We start from the raw sequence: 24155 nt of genomic DNA on the forward strand, positions 1-24155 counted from the left end.
TCATGGTTTTTAAAATATTAGTTTCATTATAGTGAAAATGAGCACTTGATGCAACACTATCCGCGCAAATGATAGACAAGAACAGCTGCTGCAACAGCGACATTTAATGATTCTGCCTGCCCATACATTGGCACATATAAATTTTGATCTGTCATTTGCAGAATCGCTGGATCAATACCTGCTCCCTCATTTCCAACAATTAATGCAAACGGACCTTCTGCCGTTACGCTTCTATACTCTTTCGCATCTTTTAAGGCACTCCCGTATACAGGTATGCCTCGTTCTTTCAGTTCGGTGATCGCCTGTTGAAGAGTTTGCTTTAAGATAGGCAGGTGAAAATGAGACCCTTGTGCCGAACGGAGCGTTTTTCCGTTAAACGCATCAACTGTTCCTTCTCCTAAGATCACAGCATCAAGACCAGCGGCATCTGCTGTTCGAATGAGTGTGCCTAAATTCCCCGGGTCCTGCACTGCGTCTAATAGAAGAATTCGTTCAACCTTCTTTTCTTCAAAAACAGGAACTGTACAGACTGCGGCAATGTGCTGAGGCGTTTCCGTTTCTGTCATGGCAGAAAAGGCCTCTTCGCTCAGTTCATAAAGCTCAATGTCAGGCTGGATATGAGAAGGAAGCATATCGGGCGAGGTGACCATTAATTCCTTCACGATCCCGCTCTTTAATGCTTCTTCGACTAAATGTATTCCCTCAACGAGAAACAGCCCCGTTTTCGTTCGTTCTTTTTTCGTATGGAGCTTCTTCCACTGTTTAATGTTTGTGTTTTTAGCTGATTCTATATATTTCAAGCGACGTTAACTCCTTTAATTATCATGAATTTATTATATCTCATGCACCCTACATAATAAACCTGTCTTTGAGACAGAATAGGGCTATTACCATCAAAAAAGGAGTGTGGGCAATGGATTTTAATTTAAGAGGCGCAGTCATTCAAAACATTACTGGCCATAATCAAGAACAGCTTGAACATACGATTTTAGATGCTATTCAAAGCGGCGAGGAAAAAATGCTGCCAGGCCTTGGCGTGTTGTTCGAAGTGCTATGGCAAGAAGCATCAGAAAACGAGAAAAATGAGATCCTTGAAACATTAGAGCAAGGCTTAAAGCCTCAGCAGCAGCAATAAAAGAAGCCGGTTTGCTTATATAAGCAAACCGGCCTTTTTCATTTAGCCAGTGATAGGCGTTTCCATTCGAAGCGCTGGATCACGCCAGATTTCGACCCATTTTTTTATCGCAAACACAATAATCACAAAACCTAAGATCAGCATGATGATCGACAGTACCGCATTCAGCACGCTGTAACCGGATGCTTCAGGATTGAGATATACATTTGCTACCATCCAATAGCCTGCATAATTCACCGTCACATATAAGTAAGCAAGCGGAATTAAACAAGTCAGCATATATCGTCTTTTATCTGCAATTTTTAATACAACGGTTGCCCCGATGATCAACCCAACCGAGGCCATTAACTGATTTGAAACCCCAAACAGCGCCCAAATAGACCCGATGTCCCCTGAGTAAAGTAAGTATCCCCACATAAAACAAGCAAGCGCACTTGCAAACACCGAACCAGGTATCCAGTCAGTTCGTTTAAGCGGTTTATATGCTTCACCTAAGAAGTCTTGAATCAAATAGCGTGCCACACGTGTCCCCGCATCAATAGCAGTTAAAATAAAGACAGCCTCAAACATAATGACGAACTGGAAGAAGTAAGAAGCCAAATGACTAAAGAACGGAATCCCCGTAAAGATATACGCCATCCCTACCGCTAATGTTACGGCACCACCCGTTCTTCCTTCTAAGTCAAGGCCGATTTCCTTACTCAGCTGCGGAAGGTTTTCGACACTCATACCGAGTGTACGGAACACTTCGGGTGTACTGTTTATCGCAAAATAATCTCCTGGATGCAGAGCAGTAGCTGCAATTAAAGCCATAATCCCAACTAAGCATTCCACAAGCATTGCGCCAAACGCAACAGGCTTCATATCACTCCATCGGTCCAGCATCTTAGGTGTTGTCCCTGAACCAACAAATGCGTGGAAACCAGAAATGGCACCGCAAGCAATGGTAATCGAAATAAATGGCCAGACAGGACCAGCTAATACAGGTCCTCCTCCATTCACAAACTCTGTAAACGCGGGGAATTGAATGGACGGATTCACGACAAAGATACCAGCAATCAGCGCAATGAATACACCAATTTTCATAAAACTACTTAAATAGTCCCTCGGTGCAAGCAGCAGCCAAACTGGCAGAGCCGCAGCAAAAAAGGCATAGATCGGCAGGGCAAGAGCAAGCGTTTTTGTATCAAGTGTTAAAAAATCACCTAGTGCCGTTCCTTGAATATTTGGACCAAGGAATACCCCAAACATCAGCAAAATAAATCCCGCAGATGTCGCCAGCTTTAAATTGCCTGTTTTTTTATAATACAGACCAACCCCCATCGCAATCGGAATCGTGATTCCAACTGCAAATGTCCCCCAAGGGTTACGTTCTAAAGCATGAAGCACAACCATAGACAAACCTGCCATTGTGATGGTAATAATAAACAGCATCGCAAGCCCTGTACAAAACCCGGCAACAGGTCCCAGCTCTTCCTTCGCTACCTCTGATAATGATTTCCCCTTTTTTCGCATCGATGCAAATAAGACGACTAGATCATGTACAGCTCCGCCTATGACTGCTCCAATTAAAAGCCAAAGGAGACCAGGTAAATACCCAAATTGAGCGGCTAAAATCGGACCCACTAACGGACCAGCAGCTGCAATGGCAGCAAAGTGATGCCCAAATGTGACCCATTTATTTGTCGGCACATAATCTTTCCCGTCCTCTAGCGTGTGAGCCGGTGTAGGATGATCATCTGTGACCTTTAATACCTTGACCATCATAAATGTGCCATAAAGACGATAGGCAATCGCTAAAATACACATAGATCCTATGACAATTGTAACCGCATTCATTTAACCATCCCCTTTGTATAAACAATTTGTTACAAATATAACATAAATTGATTGATTTTTCTTTCTTTTAAAACCAAGTTGACAAATAAGAATAATATGTTTATTCTTAAGGTAGCTTCACCTACTTCCATAAACTCTCTTTTGACAGGGCATTCTATGGCTCTGTCCTTTTTATTGCTTTCATCTTACAAAAATAAACGCTCGATCACATGTGCCTTATTCACTAGGAAACATTCTCCTCTTTTACTGAAAACAGTTCTTTTGACTCTCTTTGAACACACCGTTCATTTCCTGGGAAATTCAATAAAAAAGCCTTTCCCCTGTACTGAGGAAAGGCTTTCTTACTTAAGAACCGTACGTAATCTGTTCAACGGTTTTTTGATCAAGTCTTTTGATCACTTCTGTTAAAAGCTTCACTGCATTTTCATAATCATCTCGGTGAATCATTGCGGCATGGGTATGAATATATCTGCTCGGAATTCCGATAGATAGTGATGGAACACCATGGCCTGTTAAATGAATACCGCCAGCATCTGTCCCGCCGCCAGGCATTGAGTCATATTGATAAGGAATGTTCAGTTCATCAGCTGTTTGGACAACAAAATCACGAAGTCCTTTATGGGAGACCATTGAAGCATCAAATACAACAATCGTTGGGCCTTTGCCAAGTTTGCTAGTTGCTTCTTTCTCAGTGATGCCCGGTGTATCTCCTGCTACACCTACATCAATGGCAAATCCAATATCAGGCTGAATCGTAGCCGCTGCTGTTTTAGCTCCGCGCAGGCCTACTTCCTCTTGGACAGTTGCGACGCTGTAAGCAATATTCTCATGCTGAGCATTGTGCAAATTTTTCATGACATCAATGGCGACTGCACAGCCAATGCGGTTGTCCCATGCTTTTGCAAGGAGCATTTTTTCATCATTCATGACTGTAAACTCAAAGTAAGGAACGATTTGATCTCCAGGCAGCACGCCCCACTCCATTGCCTGTTCTTTGCTTGACGCCCCAATATCAATAAACATATCCGTAATCTCAATTGACTTTTTACGAGCTTCAGGTGACAAGACGTGTGGTGGCTTTGAACCAATTACCCCTGTGATCTCTCCCTTTTTCGTCACAATGGTGACACGCTGGGCGAGCATGACTTGTGACCACCAGCCGCCGACTGTTTGAAAACGAATGTAGCCTTTGTCATCAATTTTTGTCACCATGAATCCTACTTCATCTAAGTGACCAGCGAGCATAATTTTAGGTCCGTTAGCGTTTCCTTCCTTTTTAGCGATCAAGCTGCCAAGGCGGTCTGTAGAGACTTCATCTGCATATGATTCTATGTATGTCTGCATGACTTTTTTGACATCACGTTCATTTCCTGGAATCCCTTTTGCATCCGTTAGGTCTTTGAGCATAGTTAATGTTTGATCGAGCTTTGTCATTCCATTTATCCTCCTTTATCTTCATGGTGCATTCTTATTATACAAAACCTCTTTCGTTCAATACGATCTTTTTATGAATATTTTTTCGTTTTACGAAATATTTTTTTAAAAAAAGTTGAAACCTTTTGGCGTTTTCATTCGTAGTACATCAGATAACGGTATTGGAGGTGCATCCTGTCATGTTTGTAATCCTCATGAGACTAGCTCTTGTTGCACTGCTTGTCTACATCTTCTACATGGCGGTAAAATTCTTCTCAAATCCGAGAAGAAAGCTGAAACAAGCACAATTAAAAGAAGGCTTTTATTTTATGGACGAACAGCAAAATGCGCGCAAAAATTTTAATTTCGTCTATAAAGGTGTCTTGTTTGAAGGGGAGAAGCATGTTCCTTCTAAGGATCATCCTCTGTTTGTCCACTCCATTTACGTTTGGACGGAGTCACCTGAGAAGCTGAGTGAATTTACATTAGAAGACTTTGAAAAACTGGAGGAAAACATTATCGAGCGTTATCCTCAAACAAAAATTGATTGGGATCAGCCCATAAAAAAAATCAAACAAAAAAAAGGAGCAGACACGCCGTCCTAATGGCGTCTGCTCCTTTTTCAAATAACTTGGATATATCCCAATAGGATCAACTGCAAAATAATTAATAAAGGCATGCCGATTTGAAAGGCAGGATGCTTTGTTTTATGCCGGAAATACTGCATTCCTAGATACGACCCGGCAGCGCCAAAAAGAACCGCAGCACTCCATAAATGCGCCTCTGAAATTCTCCATTTATGTGCTTTGGCCCGGCGTTTGTCTTCACCCATGAGAAAAAAGCCATAGCCATTCACCAAAATAAGCAGCAGGATCAAAGCCATATTCATTCATTTCACCTCACATGATGAGAAAAAAAGATCACCCCTCGAAGGAATGATCTTTTATAGAACTTACTTGTCTAGTTGTGCTTTTGCAGCATCAGCAAGCTGATTGAATGCACTTAGGTCATTCACAGCAAGATCAGCAAGCATTTTGCGGTTTACTTCGATACCAGAAAGCTTTAAGCCATGCATTAAACGGCTGTAAGAAAGACCGTTCATACGAGCTGCAGCGTTGATACGAGTGATCCATAGTTTACGGAAGTCACGTTTTTTCTGACGACGGTCACGGAAAGCGTAGTTTCCAGATTTCATCACCTGTTGGTTTGCTACTTTGTATAATCTATGTTTTGAACCGAAATAACCTTTTGCTAATTTAAGAACCTTTTTACGACGCTGACGCGACACAGTTCCGCCTTTTACTCTTGGCATTGTAATTCCCTCCTATGATTCCTATTCCAAATTACTTAATGTTTGCAAGTTGTTGTTTGATACGTTTGAAATCTCCAGCACTTACGATTGCACTCTTACGCAATTTACGTTTTTGCTTTGTAGATTTGTTAGCGAACAAGTGACTTGTGTACGCATGAGAACGTTTAAGTTTACCAGAACCTGTTTTTTTGAAACGTTTAGCAGATCCGCGGTGAGTTTTCATTTTTGGCATTGGATGTTTCCTCCCTCTGTTACTTTACTTTTCGACTTTTGGTGCAAGCATGAGGAACATGCTGCGTCCGTCCATCTTAGGTTTTGTTTCTACTGTTGCTACTTCAGCGCAGGCTTCAGAGAAACGGTCTAACACGCGCTGTCCGATTTCTTTATGCGTAATCGCACGGCCTTTAAAGCGGATAGAAGCTTTCACTTTATCTCCCTTTTCAAGGAATTTGATTGCATTACGGAGCTTCGTGTTAAAATCATGTTCATCGATTGTCGGGCTCAACCGAACTTCTTTTAAGCTAATGATTTTTTGATTCTTACGTGCCTCTTTTTCCTTCTTCTGCTGTTCGAATCGGAACTTACCATAGTCCATGATTCGGCAAACAGGTGGTTTTGCATTTGCAGCAACTAACACAAGGTCAAGATTGGCTTTAGCAGCAATTTCCAGAGCTTCCTGGCGGGTTTTAATCCCAAGCTGATCGCCATTTTGTCCGATCAAACGAACTTCACGCGCACGAATACCTTCATTAACTAATTGATCTTTGCTAATAGTGAGCCACCTCCATGAGATTTTGAATTGAGTTCACAATTCATTTGACCATTTCGTTGTATGTTTTACAGGCAAACAAAAAGTGTGGGCATATAAAACACCCACACTGCGAACATTTGCATGAAAAAATAAATGTACGGTCAACCTGTCAACTACAAACATGTGTCAATCAGGTGAGAAGCGGGTGCTTCTGCTTGTGATATCTATTCAATTCGTTAATTATTCTACACAATTTTCATTCGTCCGTCAAGTAACCGAACTCTTGAAACAACTTTTTCAGTTTAACATGATGAGACGAATTGGGCAAGACTTTTTCACACAATGACACCATCAAAGAATCAACTGCATAAAGATTGGGATGACGATAACGGTCACAACTCCTACGACCACAACGGCGATACTTGCCATCGCTGCTTCTACTTCTCCCATCTCAATTCCAACAGAAACCCCAAGCGCATGTCCTGATGTACCAAGTGCAAGACCTTTTGCCACTGGGTTTTTAATGCGAAATAATTTTAAGAAGAAGGCACCTAGTGCATAGACAATGACTGCGTTAAATATGACCGCAAAGGCTGTGATATCTGCGATTCCGCCAATATCCTTTGCAATCGGAAGAGCAATCGCTGTTGTCGCTGCTTGTGGAAGCATGCTTTTCATCACAGCCGCATCTAAATGAATCCCTTTCGCTACGAGATATACGATCGTAATGGAACAAAGTGAACCGACAAAAATGGCAGATAAAATTTGCCACCAATATTTTTTAAGCAAGGCTCTCTGCTTATAAAGCGGGATAGCGAAAGCAATCGTGGCAGGCTCTAAGAAAAATTTGATAATCTTGCCGCCCTCATTATAATCTGCGTAGGAAAAACCGCCAACTTTCAAAAATAAAATGCCTAGTACCATCGCCACAAACAGCGGGGTGAACAAGAAGAAACCTTTTGATTTTTTAAATAAGAATGTCCCTATCCCAAAGGCGACTAATGAGACGACAATGCCAAAATAAGGACTCATTGTACTTGTACCCATTTTGCATCTCTCCTTTAATGCGTACTTGAAGCTGGTTTATTTGAATGAGAAGGAGCAGATTTACTCTCCTTTGTCTCTTTACGTTTCTGCGGTCTTTCTGATAATTTCATGAGAAGCTGCGAAAACAGCCCTGTCGCTGCAAGTAGCATAATGGTTGCAATGATAATGACGCCGACTACTTGCACACCTACTTCTTGCATGACACCTAGTGATTGAATGACTGAGATTCCAGAGGGAACAAATAGAAAGCTAATGAGTCCTGTCAATGATGTTCCTAATTGCTCCACCTGCTCCAGTTTAACGATTTTCGTTGTTAACAAAACAAATAATAGAACCAAACCAATGACAGATGCGGGCATCGGAATCGGTAAATACATTGAAATGAGATTAGAAACAAACATTACGGTTGCAAAAATAAATGCTTGAGATAGAAATCCATATACTTTCGTGGCACTCATGCCGCTTCACCTCTTTCTTCGACTGCCCTCAGTATAAGGCATGAAATAAACGAATAAAGCGTTTACAATAAAACTCGCTGGATTCAATGACTGAAATGCAAAATACGAGTATTGAAATACAAACAAAAAAAGCCCTCCTACTCTAGCAGGAGTGACTTCTTTAATTCTTTGGCGTATGTGCGGCTGACAGGAATGATCGACCCGTCTGTCATATGCAGATTATACGTCGAATTAAACCAAGGCTGTACTTCTTTCATATGAGAGGTATTCACGATATAGCTGCGATGGACCCTCATAAAGTAAGCCTCAGGAAGTTTCTTTTCAATGACCACCAGCGGTTCTGAGACCTCATACATGTGATCCTTTGTTTTCACGACCTTTTTCCCCTCGCTGAGTCCTACATACATGATCTCTTCAACTCGCAGGATCACAATTGAGTCATCGACTGAGATCGCTAATTTTTGCTGGTGGGGCGCTTTCTCATCTGACAGCTGGTGCTCTTGCGTCTCAACAGATTTCCACTTTTTAAACTTTTGAATGGTCTGGAGCAGCCGCTCTTCATCAAATGGTTTTGTTAAGTAATCAAGGGCACTTACCTCAAACGCCTTCAGCGCATATTGATCAAAGGCTGTCGCAAATACAACCGCTGGCGGATCAGACATCCGGTTGAGCCTTTTCGCAATATCAAATCCGTTCTCACCAGATAAATCAATGTCTAAAAAGAGCAGATCCGGCTTATGATCGACCATCCGGTCAAAAGCAGATTCTATATTTTCTGCTTCCTGTATTTGAACATCCTCTTTCGTTCTTCGTAATAAGTATTTTAATTCATCTCTTGCTAACACTTCATCATCTACGATTAATACTTTCATCAACGAGAATCATCCTTTTTTACATAGTCCATCGGAATGCGAAATGAGATGTCAGTGCCTTTGTCACTATGAATGGATAAAGCGGCTTGTCTGCCAAAAATCCCTCTTAACCGCTGATCTAAATTAAAAAGGGCTGTTCCTGTTCCTTCTAGTGATTCGACAGGCGCTTTTAATAGCTGAGCCATCTTGTCATCATCAATCCCTTGTCCATTATCTGTCACTTTCATATAAACATGCCCATCTTTCATCAAAGCGGATACGATGACTTCACAATTCTTTTGATGTTTAGGAAAAGCATGCCTCACTGCGTTTTCAACAAGCACCTGAAGCACAAAGGGCGGAATCATCACCTGCTCCAGCTCCTTTTCGATTTGAAAGGTCACATGGTATCTATTTGGAAACCTTGCTTGTTCGAGTGATAAATATGCCTCCACATGCTGAATCTCCTTCTGCATTGGAATCAGCAGCTGGCGGGCGCCTTGCATATTTGAACGGAAATAAATACTTAGCTGAAGCAGCAGCTTCCTTGCCATCTCCACATTGGTTCTGCATAAAACAGAGATGGTATTAATAGCGTTAAATAAAAAGTGCGGGTTCACTTGTGCTTGAAGTGCTTTGATCTCTGCATCTTTTAAGAGGCGGCTTTGAGTTTCCGCCTCCCCCAGCTCAAGCTGTGTGGAAAACAGCATCGCCAAACCTTCTGCAAGCTCCTCTTCCACCCTGCTTAATCCGACCGGAGAATTGAAATACATTTTTAACGTTCCGATCGTTTGACCGTTAGAAGTGAGCGGCAGCACGATGGCCGCTTCAAGAGGGCAATGGGCGACTGAACAATTGATTTCGCCCTTCGAATGCGCCTTCATAATCTTGCCGCTCATCAAGACCTGTTTCGACAGCCCTGTAATCAGGCTTTTAGATGGAATATGATGATCTGTTCCATCTCCGACATGCGCTAAAATCTTTTCTGTGTCTGTTAAGGAGACCGCATCTGTTTCAGTCAACCGATGAATGATCTCCGCCACACTTTTACATGACTGTTCATTTAACCCTTGGCGGAAAAAAGGCAGTGTTTGATCGGCGATCGAAAATACACGATGTGTCTGCATCGCCTTTGCCTGCTCTTCTTGCCGAATGACTGACTGTAAAATAGATAAAAAGATAAAGCTGCCGATTCCATTCACAAAGATCATCGGCAGGGCGATGATACTGACAAGCCCCCATGCATCCGCAAATGGCTTTGCAAACAGAAGGATAATGATCATCTGTAATGATTCCATCGCCACCCCAAAAAGAGCTGCTTGGCGAGGTGTCACCATTCGATTCCTCCGCTTAAACCTGCTGCCGACATAGCCTGCAATGACACCCGCTAAAATGGAAGAAATCGCACAGCTGAGCGCGGTGCTTCCTCCTAAGGAATAGCGATGAATTCCAGCTAAAAGCCCTGCGCCAATCCCTACAAACGGCCCCCCGATTAAACCACCCATTTCGATCCCCATAATTCTCGTATTGGCGATAGAGCTTGACGAGCCAAGGTGATAAGAAAACTCATGATTCATGACAATTTGCTGCTGAATTTCAATTCCTGTGTAATTGCTGATAATACTAAAAGAAGCAAAAATGAAGACAAGAATTGCCTTTTTCCGAACCCCTTGATTATGTAGCAATAGATTGCGAAAACCCTTCACATGGGCAAGCACAAATCCTAAAATAACGATGATCCCCACACGCTCGATCATCATGATAATTAAATGAAGCAAACTGGCCACCTCAAATGATGTATGTCATATCTACTGTCTTTCTATTCTATCATGTGCGGTCAATGATCAAATATCTCTCAAATCTTTTCTTTATTGCCCTCTTCTTCTATTGTAAAATGAACATGAGCCTGTCACTTGCAATTGAAGGTAACACATACATAACAAGGGAGAAGATCATGAAAGCCGTATTTTTCGATTTAGATGATACTTTGCTTTGGGATGAAAAAAGCATTCACACAACTTTTCAGGAAACTTGCCGGGAAGCGGAAAAGAAATATGGACTTGATCCAGAATCGTTTGAACAGCTTGTACGTGAAGAAGCAAGAAAGCTGTACTCTTCCTATGAAACATATGATTATACTGTCATGATCGGCATTAATCCTTTCGAAGGACTGTGGTCGAATTTTAGTGAACCGATTAGCGAAGGCTTTCAAAAGCTGAACGCCCTTGCACCTGAGTATCGCAAAAACGCTTGGACCAATGGCTTAAGGGCAGCGGGAATTGACGATGAGGCATTTGGACAATATTTGGCTGATTTCTTTGCAGCAGAGCGCAGAAAACGCCCATATGTCTATGAAGAAACATACCCTGTTTTAAACCGCCTGAAAGGCAGCTACGAATTGCTCCTTTTAACAAACGGAGATCCTAGCCTTCAAAAGGAAAAACTGGCAGGTGTTCCTGAGCTTGCCCCTTATTTTAACGAAATTGTGATTTCAGGAGACTACGGGAAAGGCAAACCTGATCCGGGTATCTTTGAGCACTGCCTTCAGCTGTTAAACTTAACAAAAGACGAAGTGATCATGGTTGGAGATAATCCGAAAACAGATATTCTCGGCGCATCTCGCGCTGGCATCCAAACCGTTTGGATCAATCGCCATGGCAAGAAAAACGAAACAGATGTGACGCCTGATTATGAAATCAAAGACTTACATGAATTGTTTGATATATTAAAATAGAACAAAAAAACACCCTTCTCCTGACGACGAGATTGGGTGTTTTTGTAGTCTTAGAGCTATATGATTGCCGCTAGACTTTGCGCTTGCCGGTCTAAGCCGCGTGCTGCTTCTCCTACAATGATGAATTCCTCACTTGCCTGCTTTACAAGATCCCGGTTAGTAAACACGGTTGTCTTTGCCCGGCTTGTTCCGCTGCTGACTTTCTCTACTTCTGCATGAATCGCCTTCACGTATTGATCTACCTTGACGATCGCTTCTTTTGAATTTGTCGCTAGCTTTCGAATTTCTGCTGCCACTACACTAAAGCCATTTCCATAGGAACCCGCATGTGCCGCTTCTATTGCCGCATTTAAGGCGAGCAGCTGGGTTTGTGAAGAAATGCTGTTAATGCTTGCAGCAATGGAGCTGATGGACTCTACCCGCTCGGTTAATCCTTTTAGCAAGCTCATATTTTGATCGGTTTCGTTTGCTATATGATCAAAGGAGGCATTGACACTTTGACTATGCTGAATGCCAACTTCTGCTCGTTCCATTAATTTTGCAGACATCTCCTTTAAGTCTTCTACGACTTGCTTCATTGTATGTTCTCTCTCCGTAATATCTGTCGCCACTTTCACAACACCTACTACAGTTCCTTCTTCATCTCGAACAGGTGAATATGTCGCTTCAAGCCATAAGCTGCTGCCGTTTTTCGTGATCCGCTGCACTTTTTCTTGAAAAACTTGACCTTCTCTCAAACGCTTCCAAAACATGTGATAGCTCGTGTGTTCTGTAATATGCGGAGGACAGAACTGTCTATGTTGAAGACCGATCATCTCTTCTTTAGAATATCCCATGGCTTTTGCAAAAATATTGTTCACCCATAGAACTTCACCTGTCACATTAAATTCAATCATTGCCAGCGAGTGCTCTAATGCACGAAGAACAGCTGATTGCTCCAATACATGTGACGATAAATTGTTTGTTGTTTGCATCATCGCTTTCATTCCCCCAATTTGTCTCGAACCAATAGTACATACTTACCCTTACTTTTGTACTATCTAAACGTCTCTTTTTAGGAATTGGATCACTAGTGGAGGTGTTTTCCAAAAAGAAAAAAGCCAGTGACCTAAAGAGAATCACTGGCTGTGCTTATTATTTCTTTGCTTCTGCTACTGCATGTTTCACAAAGGCTTCAAGATCCATTGTTTCTGAATCTTGTTCCCCGTACTTTCTTACATTGACAGCGCCATTTTCTGCTTCTTGATCTCCGACGACAAGCATGTACGGAATCTTTTGCATTTGCGCTTCTCTAATTTTGTACCCAATTTTTTCATCGCGGCTGTCAAGCTCTACACGAAGACCTTCAAGCTGCAAACGTTCTTGTACTTTTTTCGCATAGTCTAAATGAACAGACGGTGAAACTGGGATGACTTGGAATTGTACAGGTGCCAGCCATGTTGGAAGGGCTCCTTTGTATTCTTCAATTAAGAAGGCAACGAAACGTTCCATTGTAGAAACAACGCCTCTATGAATCACGACTGGACGATGGTGCTTTCCATCTTCTCCGATATATGTGAGATCAAAGCGTTCTGGAAGTAAGAAATCAAGCTGTACAGTGGATAATGTCTCTTCTTTTCCAAGAGCTGTCTTCACTTGTACATCAAGCTTCGGCCCATAAAATGCCGCTTCGCCTTCTGCTTCATAGTAGTCGTGACCAAGCTCGTCCATTGCATCCTTCAGCATCGATTGTGCTTTATTCCACATCGCATCGTCATCGAAATACTTCTCAGTATCTTCTGGATCACGATAAGATAAGCGGAATGTGTAGTCATTCAAGCCAAAGTCTTGATACACTTCTTCAATTAAACGAACTGTACGGATGAACTCGTCTTTGATTTGATCTGGACGAACAAAGATGTGTGCATCGTTTAATGTCATACCGCGAACACGCTGAAGGCCGGATAAGGCACCTGACATTTCATAGCGGTGCATTGTACCAAGCTCTGCAATACGAATTGGCAATTCGCGATAGCTGTGCGGCTCGTTTTTGTAAATCATCATATGGTGCGGACAGTTCATCGGACGAAGAACAAGATCTTCGTTGTCCATTTCCATTACTGGGAACATGTCTTCTTGATAATGCGCCCAGTGTCCTGATGTTTTATACAATTCAACACTTGCAAGAACTGGTGTGTACACATGTTCATAGCCAAGACGCACTTCTTTATCGACAATGTAACGCTCAATGACGCGGCGGATTGTAGCGCCTTTTGGCAGCCAAAGCGGAAGTCCTTGACCAACCTTTTGAGAATTCGCAAACAGTTTCAGCTCTTTTCCAAGCTTACGGTGATCGCGTTCTTTCGCTTCTTCCAGCAGACGTAAGTGCTCATTTAAATCTTCTTTGCTGAAGAAAGCTGTTCCGTAAATACGCTGAAGCATTTGGTTGTTACTGTCGCCTCTCCAGTATGCACCGGCAAGGCTTAACAGTTTAAACTCTTTGATTTTTCCTGTAGACGGCAAATGAATCCCGCGGCAGAGGTCAAAGAATTCCCCCTGCTCATAAATCGTCACAGCTTCACCTTCTGGAATCGCCTCTAACAGTTCAAGCTTTAATTCATCACCAATCGCTTCAAAGCGCTTTTTCGCTTCTTCTCTTGATACTTCAATTCGCTCAATTGGCAGATTGCTGTTAATGATTTTCTTCATTTCTTTTTCAATCTTTGGTAAGTCTTCAGGTGTGATTGCAACATCGATGTCCACATCGTAGTAGAAGCCATTTTCGATGACAGGACCTACGCCAAACTGAACGTGATGCTCTTTTCCATACAGGCGTTTGATCGCCTGTGCTAGCAAATGTGCTGTGCTGTGGCGCATAATGTCGAGTGCTTCTTCACTTTTATCTGTGATGATCTCGATTGTCCCACTTTCTAATAGCGGCGTACGCAGATCTATTTCTTTACCGTTCAATTTACCGGCAAGTGCTTTTTTCTTTAGGCCCGGGCTAATTGATGCCGCGATGTCTTCTGTTGTAGCTGTTTTGTCAAACTCCTTGACTGCTCCATCTGGAAATGTAAGTTGAATTTGTTCTGACATCTCTGGTCACTCCTTTTTTTGGCAATATAAAAACCCCGCCCCCTGGAAAGGGACGAGGTTGAATAAACGGAATCGTGGTTCCACCCTTTTTCCCGTACTTGCAGCTTGCTTTTTCATAAGCAAATACGGCTTGTGTTTCGATAACGGGAATTCCCGTCAGCCATTACTAAAATGTTCACAGCTGATGTTCAAAGGTGGTAAAGCAAATGGTCCTCTGCTAGGAAGCTTTCAGCCGCGGCTTCCCTCTCTTTAAGCGGGTGTTCATTTGTTCATGTCCTTATCAATACGGTCTCTGTATGAAGTTACACCGTATTATAAAACGTTTTTTCGTGAAAATCAAGAAAGCTTTTCACTTTTCTTGTTGAAATGAGCATGTACAAATTGAACATTCTGCTCTTGGAATGAATGAGACGGGAACACCTCGACCCTTTCTTGAAAAATATTTTGAATGGTTTGCACCATCGAGTGACCTGTATCATTTGTAAATAGGTCAATTTTTTGCGGTGCAATGGAGACAAGCGGTGCAATCAGCTGCGAATCAATATACATTGGATGCTCTCTTACAAACTGTCTGTCTATGTATTGTTTTTGATCACGCTCAGAAGCGTAGCGAAATTCCCAAATCACCAGGCGGTCCTGATGCACAACATGTACTTTTTCGAGCCTAGGCTCTCTTGCCATCACATAGTCTCGAAGCGATTGAATGAAGTTTTGATACTCTTGCTCCATTTTGTATTCTTCAATGGACACTTCAACATAGTTCTTCAGCCTTCGGTCATACTCTGACAGCCTAAATGTCATAAATGAACCAATTGAAAAAACACCTTGCTGTAAAGAAATCGCCTCAAGCTCCTTTTTTAAAAGGGCTTCTCTTGACGGGTCTTGCTGAATGCCGGGAATATCATCTAAATCCCCGTTCATAATACTGTGTGCGATGGAAAGAATTTGGTGCTGCTCTTCGGGATCTTTAAACAAATAGGTGTTTTCAAGGATGCTGCGCATGCGCTCATTTTCTTTGCATTCCAAAAAAAAGTGAACCAATAATGGCCGCACAATGTGCTCAAGTGCTTCTTCTGATTCCTTCGCCTCTATGAGAAGCCGGTCTTTCCCTTGTTGAATTGACATGTGATGCCGACTGTCCAAGTGTTCAGCAAGATGTAAAAAAGCGGCGGTATCATATTCATCTTCAAAGATTATTTCAAGCATGTTTGTCCCCCCTAACGACATCTGTTACATATATATGGGGGGAACATAAAAAATAGACGCCTAAAATAAATCAGGCATCTTTCTTTTTAAAATGAGTGGAACAGAGATAAAGATCAAATAAATCAAACAAACAACCGCTAAGGCGGCATAATTGCCGCTGACAAAGCTTGAGCCGAGAACATTTAACGCAATTGTACCCGGTATTAAGCCTAAAAAGGTGGCTGTCACAAATGCACGATAATTTGCACGTGAAGCAGCTGCCGCATAGCTGACAAAATCAAAATGAATCGGTGCAATACGCAATAACAAAATATAAAGAAATCCATGCTCCTGAATACGGGACGTCACCGCTTTCAGCTTCCGGCTGTTTGATTCCGTTTCCTTCTTTTTTGCTCGAAAGGTTGAAGCAATCATGAAGGAGCCTGTTGCCCCGGCTGTCGCTCCAATGAGGGCATAAATCGTCCCAAGGACACTGCCGAATGCCAAACCCGCCGCAAGCGAAAAGACCGTAATCGGGACGAGAACAAACGGGCGGAAAAGAGATAAGAAAAGAAAAACAAAGGGAGCCAGCATTCCAAATTGAAGCACCCAATTCTTCACATCTTTCGGCGCCAGCTGAAGATGCTGTTTATTCAGCCACCACAGCGCAGCAGCAAGAATGCCAATCACAAGAAAAAGCAGCCATTTTCTTTTGTTCATTTCATTTGCTCCTCCTTCAGGTGACATACGCTTTTATAAATGACGGCGGTTTTCTCCTTCGAGCAAGACAGGCTCTGCTAAATAGAGAATCCGTTCCATTAAACGAGCGGCTTTGACCTCTTCCTTTTCCCCCCGCTGTGAGTACGTAAAGTGATGCTTCAGCTCATTTGGTGAGAAATTAGAAGAGAAAAATGTCGGCAGCTGCTCTGCCATACGGTATTGTAAGATCGTACCGAGCAGTTCATCCCGCACCCAGCTTGTCATCGATTCTGCCCCAATATCATCAAGCATTAAAATAGGAGTGGATTTAACCATATTCAGCTTTTCTTCTAGCGTATGATCAGCTAATGAATTTTTTAACTCTCTTACAAATTCAGGCACGTAAACAAGGAGAGATGGGTATTCTTTCTCCGCTAGCTGCTGCGCAATAGCTGCTAGTATATACGTTTTTCCTACTCCAAACTTTCCGTGTAAATACAAGCCTTTTCCTTTTCCAGTCTCATCATAGCTTTGGAGGAATTGACCTACTTTTTGAATGACCTCTTGTCTTCCCACAACGTTCAGATCAGCGAACGTCGCTTGAAGGACATTTTGCGGAATATACATGCTTTTCATCAGCTCTTGCTGTTTTTTCTGTCTATCGAGCCGCAGCTTGACCAGGCAAGGGGAATATTCAATATCAATACTCTGACCTTTGATCACAAGCTTCGGGTGATACCCATCTAAAATGGCATTGACGTTTTCGTCATCTAAGCAGTAAGAGCAGCCCTTCGACTGCTGCACATATTCAAAGAGCCGGTTCAAGCTGCGATTGATCATGTCTTCATGTATCTCTTCTTGATGCTTCTGTAAAAATGCCTTCACATCTTCATCAGACAACACACTTTCTTTAATCTGATTGTATCTCACGCGAAAATCTACTCGTCCTTTTAGCTGTTCAAATGAACGACCGATCGGTTTCATCCCATCTCACCTCACCTTAATGTGCATTGTACTTTTTCATATTTTTAAACTGATCTAACAGTTTTTCTTTTTCTCGTTCAAGGTCTTCTGTAGACAGATTGTCCGTTTGCTCTTTTGCCGGCTGTTCTTTTGTTTCGGTTTCTTTCATCCAGTCAGGCAGTTTCTCTTCCCGGACGACTTTTCCTGAACCATATGGGCTGCGCTGCTTTTTCTGCTGCGCCCACTCTGTCATTTGTCTGTTCTCTTCTTTTGCAATTTTCATGGCCGCAGCAACGGTTTTGATTTTCTTTCTCACCCAATGAGAAGCGATTTTTTGCATATATGCTTTCGACAGCTTCATATCTGTTTTGAGTAATGTATAGTAGATGAGAACATTCATGACACCTGGCTCTAGCTGCTGCTCGAGCATGATATCTTCGACAATTCTTAAGTCGGCATATGTTGGCTCAATGCCATCTGCCATGTCTTTTAGCAGCTCCCTAGGCGAAATATGATCCAGCTTTTCAATTAATTTTGCATCTGGAGTATCTGCCGCCTGCGTCTTTGAAGCATCTTGGCGCAAGTGTCTTGGCTGTTTTTGATCAATCAGCTTTGGCTGTTCGCCTCTGTATTCAATTTGGTACCAGTCTCTTGCTGCTTTTCTCAGCTCTTCTGTTGAGATCATTTGATCCGAACCGCATGCACCTGCTACAATATTTTGCATTTGAAGCGGGGTGATGCCGTATACAACAGCTAACTTCTTAATTGTTTCTTTTACCTGCTTTGTCAAAGCCTTTCTTGGAATCATCATGTCAGACATACCCGCTAATAATAGATCGAAATCAAAGGATTCGTCCGAGAGCGGTGCCGGCTGACTCGATCCAACGGTCACATATTCATAGCCTTCATCTAGCGATGACGCCTGATGAATTTCTTCTGTCATCTTGCGCTCGCCTGGCTGCAATACGTGAAACACTTCTTCAAACGACCGTGAAATATTCTTTGCTTCTGCAGGAACACCCGGATAAGAGAAATAATTACGCAGCTGCATATATTTTGCTTTCTCTACACGATGGTACAGCAGGACATTCAGCATACCATCTTGGAAAAATTCATCTGGTCTTAGCGGCGGTACAAGCTCATATGTAAACAGTCTGCCTTCTTCCGTTTCCTGTTCATATGTGCGGAGTAAGCCGATCGCTTCAAGCTTTAAACGTTCCTCAAAAATATCATTTAAATTCGTTTGCAGCATGACCATGAGCTGCCGATGAGGTGCAGGTTTCCCCCACATACGATTTTGTTCCAGCTCTCCCCACAGCGTCATGTATAAGCTGAAAGCGGACATGCCAATAAGCGGCTGATATAAAAGAGTGATGAGCTGTCTATCGATGTCACCGAGCAATGAAGCGCTTTTGACGACATACGGATCGACGGCTAGCACTTCCTTCCAATGCTCTGTCATATGCTGATCCTCCCCATGAATTGCGATTGTTTCCATTGTACACTCTTTTTGCGTTTTACGCTTTACGCAGGAAAAAGAGCATGAAGAATCTCCAGCTCTTTTTAGCGTTCTTTCTTTAATAGGTCTTTTAATTCATCAATAAAGACATTAATGTCTTTAAACTGCCGGTAAACCGAGGCAAACCTGACGTAAGACACTTCATCAATTTTCGCCAGCTCGTCCATGACCATTTCACCTACAAGCTCGCTTTTCACTTCTGACATGCCTTGATTGCGCAGTTCTTTTTCAATATTAAAGCAGACATCCTCCAGCTGCTTTAAAGCGACAGGACGCTTTTCACACGCTTTGATGAGTCCTCTCAGCATTTTTTCGCGGCTGAATTCTTCTCGAATCCCTTCTTTTTTCACCACAATCAGCGGTAATTCTTCTAATTTTTCAAACGTCGTAAAGCGATATTGGCAGCTTTCGCACTCTCTTCTACGACGGATGGATTTCCCTTCATCTACTGGTCTTGAATCAAGCACCCTTGTGCCAAGGTGCTGACATGTGGGACATTTCATTTCATCAGCTCCGATCTATTCTTGGAAGTTGTTTGTCTAGTTCATCATAAAGGGACAGAACGGTCTTTTGACTATAGCCGAAATCTGTTGGCAGGGCCGTTTCTGTTGTTACATTAAAATCGACAGCTGTTTCAAAAGGACGAATTGAAATGACAGTCGCCACGAGAAAGGCTTTTTTCGGCAATCGTATGTTTGCGCTGATTTCACCTCGTTCTGCTGAAACAGATGTCACTTGATAGGAATCGCTTTGGGAAAGAATGGTTTCCACCGCTTGAAAAACTTGTGCATTCGTCGATTTGTAGTAATGGCTTTTCAGTTCTGACACTGGATGCTCGTCAGATGTTTCTGTATGGTTTGACATGAACCGTTTAAACTTTTGTCTTAAAGTCATACACGTATCCCCTTTGCCATAATGCCTCTTTCTTTATTTTATAAAAAAAACCTTTGTTTTCCTAGAACAAAAGTATAGACAAGCTGGGGAATGTTGGATTTTTTATCAAAAAAATATAAAAAGGAGCATAACACAAAGGCATTCAATGCTTTTGGCCAGCTCCCATTGCAATCTTTTTTATGTTTACAGTGCTTTGGCTTGTGCCTGTTTTACTTGTACAGGTCCCATGCCTCGAGGAATTTCGATGTTTTCTCTTGTTTCAGCACCTAATTCATCTCCGATATGATCTGCTGCAATATTCGGATCTAGGTCACCGCAAGTATAAACATCTATGCTCGCATAACCATGTTCAGGAAAGCTGTGAATTGTCAGATGAGATTCAGAAATAATGACAACTCCACTTACTCCTTGAGGTGCAAATTTGTGAAAAGCAACCTCTCTTACCTCAGCTCCTGATTTCAAAGCTGCATTTACAAACGTTTTTTCAATAAAATCCATGTCGTTCAGTTTATCACAGTCGCATCCCCATAGCTCGGAGATAACGTGACGTCCGATTGTTTCCATCATGGACCCCCCTTTAAACAAGAATGAAAGAGTGAAGTTCTAAGCAGCCGGACCGGACATATACCACGGGGGAAAGTTAGTCCTAAGAGGTCCTAACCCTTTAAGTATACCCGAATGAGTCTGCGAACAAGAAGTTCACGAAAAATAGTATACTTTGTTTAGACCCATTTTGCAAGCTGTGTTTTTAGTGGGATTTTCTCTCATTTCTTGAAAAGGGACGATCGTCTTCTTCATTTCAAACAGCAGACAGCTCTTTCATCTGTGCGCCGACAAACTTTACAAGGTCAACCACTCGGCATGAATAACCCCATTCATTGTCATACCATGCAAGAACTTTCACTTTTCTCCCTTCCATTACCATCGTTGTCAGTCCATCAACGACTGCTGAATAAGGGTTTGTGTTAAAGTCCGTAGAGACAAGCGGCTCATCTGTGTAATCTAAAATACCGGCAAGAGATGTTTTAGATGCATTCGAGAAGGCTGCATTGACTTCTTCTGCTGTGACATCTTTTTTCAAGTCAACGACAAGATCAACCATCGACACATTGGAAACTGGTACGCGGAGTGCAAGTCCGTGTAATTTCCCTTTCATGTGCGGAAGCACTAAAGAAAGCGCTTTAGCGGCACCCGTCGTAGTTGGAATAATGGACTGAGCACATGCTCTTGCCCGGCGCAGATCCTTATGCGGGTTATCGATATTTTTTTGATCATTTGTATAAGCATGAACCGTTGTCATTAAACCATTGTCGATGCCAAATTCATCATCTAACAGTTTCACAACTGGTGCTAAACAGTTTGTTGTACAAGATGCGTTTGAAATAATGACGTGCTTTTCAGGATCAAGATCATCCTCATTGACACCCATCACAATCGTAATGTCTTCATTTTTACCTGGAGCTGTTAGAACGACTTTTTTCGCTCCGGCATCTATATGGCCCATCGCTTGATCTTTTGAATTAAATTTACCTGTTGCTTCAATGACGATATCAATCCCAAGCTCTCCCCATGGAAGCTGCTTCGGGTCTCTATTATTAAGCAAAAGAACTCTTTTGCCATTCACAATCAAGGCGTCATCTTCTGCTGTCACATCACATTCGTAACGTCCATGATTTGTGTCATATTTAATTAAATGTGCTAGCGTTTCGGCAGGATAGCTTGCGTTCACCGCTACAATTTGAATTTGATCATCAAGCATTGCTTTTCTGAAGACCATGCGTCCAATTCTGCCAAACCCATTGATCGCTGCTTTTACCTTCATGAACAGGTCACTCCTCTATTATGTGTTATACTCAATAAATTTATTTATGAAATTAGTATATCACATTAGAATGTAATTGCCAGTATATAAACGTATATTTTCTAAAAAGGGCTGTTCTTTTCAAAGGAAATCAGAATAAAGCATAAAAAAAGAAGAGTACGTGTATGTACTCTTACTTATCTGTATGTTCCCATTCATTTAATATGTTCTGCAATTGCTTTCTAATAAACGCGAGATCTTGTGTGTTCTCTATCACGCGGTCTGCTTTTTTACATTTCTCCTCAAGAGGCTGCTGAGAGTGAATACGATTCAGCGCTTCTTCCTCGCTGAGGTCATTTCGATTCATGAGCCGCGACAGCTGCAATTCGGGCGTTGTATACACCACAATGATGCGGTCGACGAGACTTTCAAGCTGACTTTCAAATAAAAGCGGGATATCGAGGACAACGAAGGTTTCCTTCTGACTAACCCCTTCATCTCTCTGTTTGAGCATTTCTTTTCTCACTTCAGGATGAACAATGGCATTCAGCTGCTTTCTTTTCTCTTCATCAGAAAAAATGACGGCTCCAAGCTGCTGCCGGTTCAGCTCCCCATTTGGCAGGAGAACATCCTCACCAAAGGTTTGAACGATTTGTTGAAGAGCTGGTGTTCCTTTGGCAACTGCTTCTTTTGCAATGACATCTGCGTCCACGACCCGGATGCCCTGCTCTTTTATCATTTGCGAGACGGTGCTTTTTCCACTAGCAATCCCGCCTGTTAATCCAATGACAAGCGTCAATTGATTTCCTCCTTTACAGCTTCCACACCCCAATTAAAATGAGCAGAAGCCCTGGTAAGCATGCAAGTTTATCGATCCAGCGCCAATTGGCCAAGTAATGACCGGAACGGAGCCCGATACACACAAAAAGTGAGCTCATCACGGCCACAGTGATACTCATGACAATTGGAGAAAAGCCTAGAATCGCAGCGCCAATCCCTGCGCCAAATGCATCAATGGATAAAGCAATCCCAAGAAGCACCGCTTCTATTCCATTGATCGTCCCAGAACGGTCAATATCTGCACTTGTCGGCTTTCGCAAAATTTGAATGACAAGACCAAGCGATTGCACTTCCACATTGAGCAATGTCTTTTCATGAAGGAGCAAATCACGCTCTTTCGCTGGTTTGTAAAATTGATAAAGGACCCAAAGTCCAATGGCGATTAAAATGCCTCCACCAAGTTTATCTGTCACTGAGACAGGGAGGAATGTCGTCAGCAGGCTGCCAATCAGCATGGAAATGAGCAGCACAATCCCTGAACAGCACGCAATAATGACAATCGCTTTAAATGGAATCTTCATTTTACGAAGTCCATACGTAAATCCTACAGAAAAGCTGTCAATGCTGACTGCAATAGCTAAAAACAGGAGCGAAATCGAAATCATACCTGAACTCTTCCTTTCTGTTCATGCAACGATGATCAAGAGTCTCTAGGCGTCCTTAGACTCTTCTTCACTATATGAAGAGCAGGTGGGCTGTGTGTCAGTCTACACCTTGCTGAAAAATGAATGTTTTTTATCGTATGCACAGCAAAAAGGAAGCATGCTGATGGCTGATTTTTATTGAGGACGCTTTTGGCAGGTCACACAAAAATGAGTGCCGCGCCCTCCGACTACTGTTTTCTCAATGATGCTTCCGCATGTTTGACAAGGCTCTCCCCGCCGGTCATACACAAGAAGCTGCAGCTGAAATGTGCCAATATCACCTTGTGAATTGATATATGAGCGAATCGTGCTTCCTCCTGCATCTACCGCTACTTGAAGTGTATCGATAATATGCCTGTGAAGCACTTTGCACGAATCAAGGCTGAGCTGATTCGCTTTTGTTTCTGGATGAATGCCTGCTTTAAACAAAACCTCATCTACATAAATATTACCTAGTCCCACGACAATCTTTTGATCAAGCAGCGCTGTTTTGACCACACGGGATGTTTTTTTCAATTGCTCCCATAAATATTCCGGAGTGAATTGATCATCAAAAGGCTCATATCCCAGCTGTGAGAGCGGGAGTTCCTTTTCTTCTTCACCCGGCTGAAATAAATGCATCGTGCCAAATTTACGCACATCATGATACCGAAGCTCAGTACCGTCTGTAAACGTAAAGACGACGTGTACATGTTTATCGTATGGCTCATGCGCTTCATGTACACGGTATTTCCCTTCCATCCTTAAATGGGAGACCATTACGTAGTGGTCTAAATGAAAGAGCAGGAACTTTCCTCTTCTTTCAATGGTTTGTATCGTTTCTCCTACCATCCTTCTTGCGAACTCTTCCGGCTCCCCAGGACGTTTGATGATATTTGGCCATTTGATATTGACCGTTTCAATCGTCTTTCCTTCGACTAACCGCTTGAGTGTGCGCCGGACGGTTTCAACTTCTGGTAATTCCGGCATGCTCCTCGCTCCTTTTTCTCTCTCTA

General features: G+C 42.5%; 27 protein-coding genes and 2 other annotated features. Of the genes, 3 read left to right on the forward strand and 24 right to left on the reverse strand.

Annotated features, from left to right (window positions below; translation table 11 throughout):
- Positions 1-56: 56 nt before the first annotated feature.
- On the reverse strand, positions 57-800 hold the full coding sequence (locus MHB41_RS12940) for an RNA methyltransferase (protein ID WP_046312017.1): 744 nt from the start codon (positions 798-800) through the stop codon (positions 57-59).
- A 113-nt stretch (positions 801-913) separates the two neighbouring features.
- Here MHB41_RS12940 and sspI point away from each other — a divergent pair, with 113 nt between their 5' ends.
- Complete coding sequence (gene sspI, locus MHB41_RS12945; protein ID WP_024425725.1) at positions 914-1135, forward strand: small acid-soluble spore protein SspI; 222 nt, start codon at positions 914-916, stop codon at positions 1133-1135.
- A gap of 42 nt (positions 1136-1177) precedes the next feature.
- Here the strand turns inward: sspI and cstA are convergent, their stop codons facing one another.
- Both cstA and MHB41_RS12955 read right to left on the reverse strand, forming a co-directional pair.
- Positions 1178-2974, reverse strand: a complete 1797-nt coding sequence (gene cstA / locus MHB41_RS12950; RefSeq protein WP_046312019.1) for a carbon starvation protein CstA — start codon at positions 2972-2974, stop codon at positions 1178-1180.
- Positions 2975-3319: 345 nt separating this feature from the next.
- On the reverse strand, positions 3320-4408 hold the full coding sequence (locus tag MHB41_RS12955) for a M42 family metallopeptidase (RefSeq protein WP_024425723.1): 1089 nt from the start codon (positions 4406-4408) through the stop codon (positions 3320-3322).
- A 179-nt stretch (positions 4409-4587) separates the two neighbouring features.
- Between MHB41_RS12955 and MHB41_RS12960 the strand changes: the two genes are divergently transcribed.
- The gene (locus MHB41_RS12960) at positions 4588-4992 is read left to right on the forward strand and encodes a hypothetical protein (RefSeq protein ID WP_024426127.1); all 405 of its coding nucleotides are present in this window, start codon (positions 4588-4590) and stop codon (positions 4990-4992) included.
- A gap of 17 nt (positions 4993-5009) precedes the next feature.
- Here MHB41_RS12960 and MHB41_RS12965 read toward each other — a convergent pair whose 3' ends face one another.
- The 8 genes from MHB41_RS12965 to MHB41_RS13000 all read right to left on the reverse strand — a co-directional run bounded on the left by MHB41_RS12965 (position 5010) and on the right by MHB41_RS13000 (position 10584).
- Positions 5010-5276 (reverse strand): DUF1294 domain-containing protein, encoded by a 267-nt coding sequence (locus tag MHB41_RS12965; RefSeq protein ID WP_034279690.1) that lies wholly within the window; start codon positions 5274-5276, stop codon positions 5010-5012.
- 63 nt (positions 5277-5339) lie between these two features.
- Entirely contained in the window at positions 5340-5699 is a 360-nt protein-coding gene (gene rplT, locus MHB41_RS12970; protein ID WP_003216409.1) for a 50S ribosomal protein L20, read from the reverse strand.
- 31 nt (positions 5700-5730) lie between these two features.
- Positions 5731-5931 carry a 50S ribosomal protein L35 gene (rpmI, locus tag MHB41_RS12975; protein WP_003216324.1) on the reverse strand — a complete coding sequence of 67 codons (201 nt, stop codon included), beginning with the start codon at positions 5929-5931 and terminating at the stop codon, positions 5731-5733.
- A 24-nt stretch (positions 5932-5955) separates the two neighbouring features.
- Entirely contained in the window at positions 5956-6471 is a 516-nt protein-coding gene (infC, locus tag MHB41_RS12980) for a translation initiation factor IF-3 (RefSeq protein WP_024425720.1), read from the reverse strand.
- Positions 6472-6541: 70 nt separating this feature from the next.
- Positions 6542-6673 (reverse strand) — a sequence feature (ribosomal protein L20 leader region).
- A 128-nt stretch (positions 6674-6801) separates the two neighbouring features.
- Entirely contained in the window at positions 6802-7497 is a 696-nt protein-coding gene (gene lrgB / locus MHB41_RS12985) for an antiholin-like protein LrgB (protein WP_024425719.1), read from the reverse strand.
- Between the two features lie 14 nt (positions 7498-7511).
- A complete protein-coding gene (gene lrgA / locus MHB41_RS12990; protein WP_058838298.1) occupies positions 7512-7955 on the reverse strand; it encodes an antiholin-like murein hydrolase modulator LrgA in 444 nt (147 codons plus the stop codon).
- A 137-nt stretch (positions 7956-8092) separates the two neighbouring features.
- The gene (locus MHB41_RS12995) at positions 8093-8830 is read right to left on the reverse strand and encodes a LytTR family transcriptional regulator DNA-binding domain-containing protein (protein ID WP_120208765.1); all 738 of its coding nucleotides are present in this window, start codon (positions 8828-8830) and stop codon (positions 8093-8095) included.
- The gene (locus MHB41_RS13000; RefSeq protein ID WP_120208767.1) at positions 8827-10584 is read right to left on the reverse strand and encodes a sensor histidine kinase; all 1758 of its coding nucleotides are present in this window, start codon (positions 10582-10584) and stop codon (positions 8827-8829) included. The genes MHB41_RS12995 and MHB41_RS13000 overlap by 4 nt, the downstream gene beginning before the upstream one ends.
- Before the next feature lie 176 nt (positions 10585-10760).
- Between MHB41_RS13000 and MHB41_RS13005 the strand changes: the two genes are divergently transcribed.
- Positions 10761-11540 carry an HAD family hydrolase gene (locus MHB41_RS13005; RefSeq protein ID WP_340890225.1) on the forward strand — a complete coding sequence of 260 codons (780 nt, stop codon included), beginning with the start codon at positions 10761-10763 and terminating at the stop codon, positions 11538-11540.
- A 56-nt stretch (positions 11541-11596) separates the two neighbouring features.
- Here the strand turns inward: MHB41_RS13005 and MHB41_RS13010 are convergent, their stop codons facing one another.
- The 13 genes from MHB41_RS13010 to mutM form a co-directional block, all read right to left on the reverse strand.
- On the reverse strand, positions 11597-12517 hold the full coding sequence (locus MHB41_RS13010) for a methyl-accepting chemotaxis protein (RefSeq protein ID WP_120208772.1): 921 nt from the start codon (positions 12515-12517) through the stop codon (positions 11597-11599).
- Between the two features lie 157 nt (positions 12518-12674).
- Positions 12675-14615 (reverse strand): threonine--tRNA ligase, encoded by a 1941-nt coding sequence (gene thrS, locus MHB41_RS13015; protein ID WP_024426134.1) that lies wholly within the window; start codon positions 14613-14615, stop codon positions 12675-12677.
- A gap of 45 nt (positions 14616-14660) precedes the next feature.
- Positions 14661-14908, reverse strand: a binding site (T-box leader).
- A gap of 43 nt (positions 14909-14951) precedes the next feature.
- A complete protein-coding gene (gene ytxC, locus MHB41_RS13020; RefSeq protein ID WP_024425712.1) occupies positions 14952-15821 on the reverse strand; it encodes a putative sporulation protein YtxC in 870 nt (289 codons plus the stop codon).
- 60 nt (positions 15822-15881) lie between these two features.
- Complete coding sequence (locus MHB41_RS13025) at positions 15882-16520, reverse strand: TVP38/TMEM64 family protein (protein WP_046312323.1); 639 nt, start codon at positions 16518-16520, stop codon at positions 15882-15884.
- A 33-nt stretch (positions 16521-16553) separates the two neighbouring features.
- Positions 16554-17483 (reverse strand): primosomal protein DnaI, encoded by a 930-nt coding sequence (gene dnaI / locus MHB41_RS13030; RefSeq protein ID WP_034279671.1) that lies wholly within the window; start codon positions 17481-17483, stop codon positions 16554-16556.
- Positions 17484-17499: 16 nt separating this feature from the next.
- A complete protein-coding gene (locus tag MHB41_RS13035) occupies positions 17500-18924 on the reverse strand; it encodes a replication initiation and membrane attachment family protein (protein ID WP_034280722.1) in 1425 nt (474 codons plus the stop codon).
- Positions 18925-19025: 101 nt separating this feature from the next.
- Positions 19026-19484 carry a transcriptional regulator NrdR gene (gene nrdR / locus MHB41_RS13040; RefSeq protein WP_003216720.1) on the reverse strand — a complete coding sequence of 153 codons (459 nt, stop codon included), beginning with the start codon at positions 19482-19484 and terminating at the stop codon, positions 19026-19028.
- Between the two features lie 4 nt (positions 19485-19488).
- Entirely contained in the window at positions 19489-19875 is a 387-nt protein-coding gene (locus MHB41_RS13045) for a hypothetical protein (protein ID WP_061109456.1), read from the reverse strand.
- 183 nt (positions 19876-20058) lie between these two features.
- Complete coding sequence (speD, locus tag MHB41_RS13050; protein ID WP_003216492.1) at positions 20059-20439, reverse strand: adenosylmethionine decarboxylase; 381 nt, start codon at positions 20437-20439, stop codon at positions 20059-20061.
- Positions 20440-20674: 235 nt separating this feature from the next.
- Entirely contained in the window at positions 20675-21697 is a 1023-nt protein-coding gene (locus MHB41_RS13055; protein WP_024425707.1) for a glyceraldehyde-3-phosphate dehydrogenase, read from the reverse strand.
- A gap of 172 nt (positions 21698-21869) precedes the next feature.
- Positions 21870-22475: a dephospho-CoA kinase gene (gene coaE, locus MHB41_RS13060; protein ID WP_034279663.1), complete on the reverse strand. Its 606-nt coding sequence runs from the start codon at positions 22473-22475 to the stop codon at positions 21870-21872.
- 13 nt (positions 22476-22488) lie between these two features.
- On the reverse strand, positions 22489-23121 hold the full coding sequence (gene ytaF / locus MHB41_RS13065; protein ID WP_034279660.1) for a sporulation membrane protein YtaF: 633 nt from the start codon (positions 23119-23121) through the stop codon (positions 22489-22491).
- Positions 23122-23295: 174 nt separating this feature from the next.
- Positions 23296-24129 carry a DNA-formamidopyrimidine glycosylase gene (gene mutM, locus MHB41_RS13070; RefSeq protein WP_061109457.1) on the reverse strand — a complete coding sequence of 278 codons (834 nt, stop codon included), beginning with the start codon at positions 24127-24129 and terminating at the stop codon, positions 23296-23298.
- Positions 24130-24155: the final 26 nt, after the last annotated feature.

The sequence above is a fragment of the Bacillus sp. FSL H7-0578 genome, assembly GCF_038630855.1.
GTDB lineage: Bacteria > Bacillota > Bacilli > Bacillales > Bacillaceae > Bacillus > Bacillus safensis.

Excerpts from the sequence above, each read along its gene's own strand:
- sspI (WP_024425725.1), top strand. The coding sequence starts at position 914 with ATGGATTTTAATTTAAGAGGCGCAGTCATTCAAAACATTACTGGCCAT.
- cstA (WP_046312019.1), bottom strand. The coding sequence starts at position 2,974 with ATGAATGCGGTTACAATTGTCATAGGATCTATGTGTATTTTAGCGATT.
- MHB41_RS12955 (WP_024425723.1), bottom strand. The coding sequence starts at position 4,408 with ATGACAAAGCTCGATCAAACATTAACTATGCTCAAAGACCTAACGGAT.
- MHB41_RS12960 (WP_024426127.1), top strand. The coding sequence starts at position 4,588 with ATGTTTGTAATCCTCATGAGACTAGCTCTTGTTGCACTGCTTGTCTAC.
- MHB41_RS12965 (WP_034279690.1), bottom strand. The coding sequence starts at position 5,276 with ATGAATATGGCTTTGATCCTGCTGCTTATTTTGGTGAATGGCTATGGC.
- rplT (WP_003216409.1), bottom strand. The coding sequence starts at position 5,699 with ATGCCAAGAGTAAAAGGCGGAACTGTGTCGCGTCAGCGTCGTAAAAAG.
- rpmI (WP_003216324.1), bottom strand. The coding sequence starts at position 5,931 with ATGCCAAAAATGAAAACTCACCGCGGATCTGCTAAACGTTTCAAAAAA.
- lrgB (WP_024425719.1), bottom strand. The coding sequence starts at position 7,497 with ATGGGTACAAGTACAATGAGTCCTTATTTTGGCATTGTCGTCTCATTA.
- lrgA (WP_058838298.1), bottom strand. The coding sequence starts at position 7,955 with ATGAGTGCCACGAAAGTATATGGATTTCTATCTCAAGCATTTATTTTT.
- MHB41_RS13005 (WP_340890225.1), top strand. The coding sequence starts at position 10,761 with ATGAAAGCCGTATTTTTCGATTTAGATGATACTTTGCTTTGGGATGAA.
- MHB41_RS13010 (WP_120208772.1), bottom strand. The coding sequence starts at position 12,517 with ATGATGCAAACAACAAACAATTTATCGTCACATGTATTGGAGCAATCA.
- thrS (WP_024426134.1), bottom strand. The coding sequence starts at position 14,615 with ATGTCAGAACAAATTCAACTTACATTTCCAGATGGAGCAGTCAAGGAG.
- ytxC (WP_024425712.1), bottom strand. The coding sequence starts at position 15,821 with ATGCTTGAAATAATCTTTGAAGATGAATATGATACCGCCGCTTTTTTA.
- MHB41_RS13025 (WP_046312323.1), bottom strand. The coding sequence starts at position 16,520 with ATGAACAAAAGAAAATGGCTGCTTTTTCTTGTGATTGGCATTCTTGCT.
- dnaI (WP_034279671.1), bottom strand. The coding sequence starts at position 17,483 with ATGAAACCGATCGGTCGTTCATTTGAACAGCTAAAAGGACGAGTAGAT.
- MHB41_RS13035 (WP_034280722.1), bottom strand. The coding sequence starts at position 18,924 with ATGACAGAGCATTGGAAGGAAGTGCTAGCCGTCGATCCGTATGTCGTC.
- nrdR (WP_003216720.1), bottom strand. The coding sequence starts at position 19,484 with ATGAAATGTCCCACATGTCAGCACCTTGGCACAAGGGTGCTTGATTCA.
- MHB41_RS13045 (WP_061109456.1), bottom strand. The coding sequence starts at position 19,875 with ATGACTTTAAGACAAAAGTTTAAACGGTTCATGTCAAACCATACAGAA.
- speD (WP_003216492.1), bottom strand. The coding sequence starts at position 20,439 with ATGGAAACAATCGGACGTCACGTTATCTCCGAGCTATGGGGATGCGAC.
- MHB41_RS13055 (WP_024425707.1), bottom strand. The coding sequence starts at position 21,697 with ATGAAGGTAAAAGCAGCGATCAATGGGTTTGGCAGAATTGGACGCATG.
- ytaF (WP_034279660.1), bottom strand. The coding sequence starts at position 23,121 with ATGATTTCGATTTCGCTCCTGTTTTTAGCTATTGCAGTCAGCATTGAC.
- mutM (WP_061109457.1), bottom strand. The coding sequence starts at position 24,129 with ATGCCGGAATTACCAGAAGTTGAAACCGTCCGGCGCACACTCAAGCGG.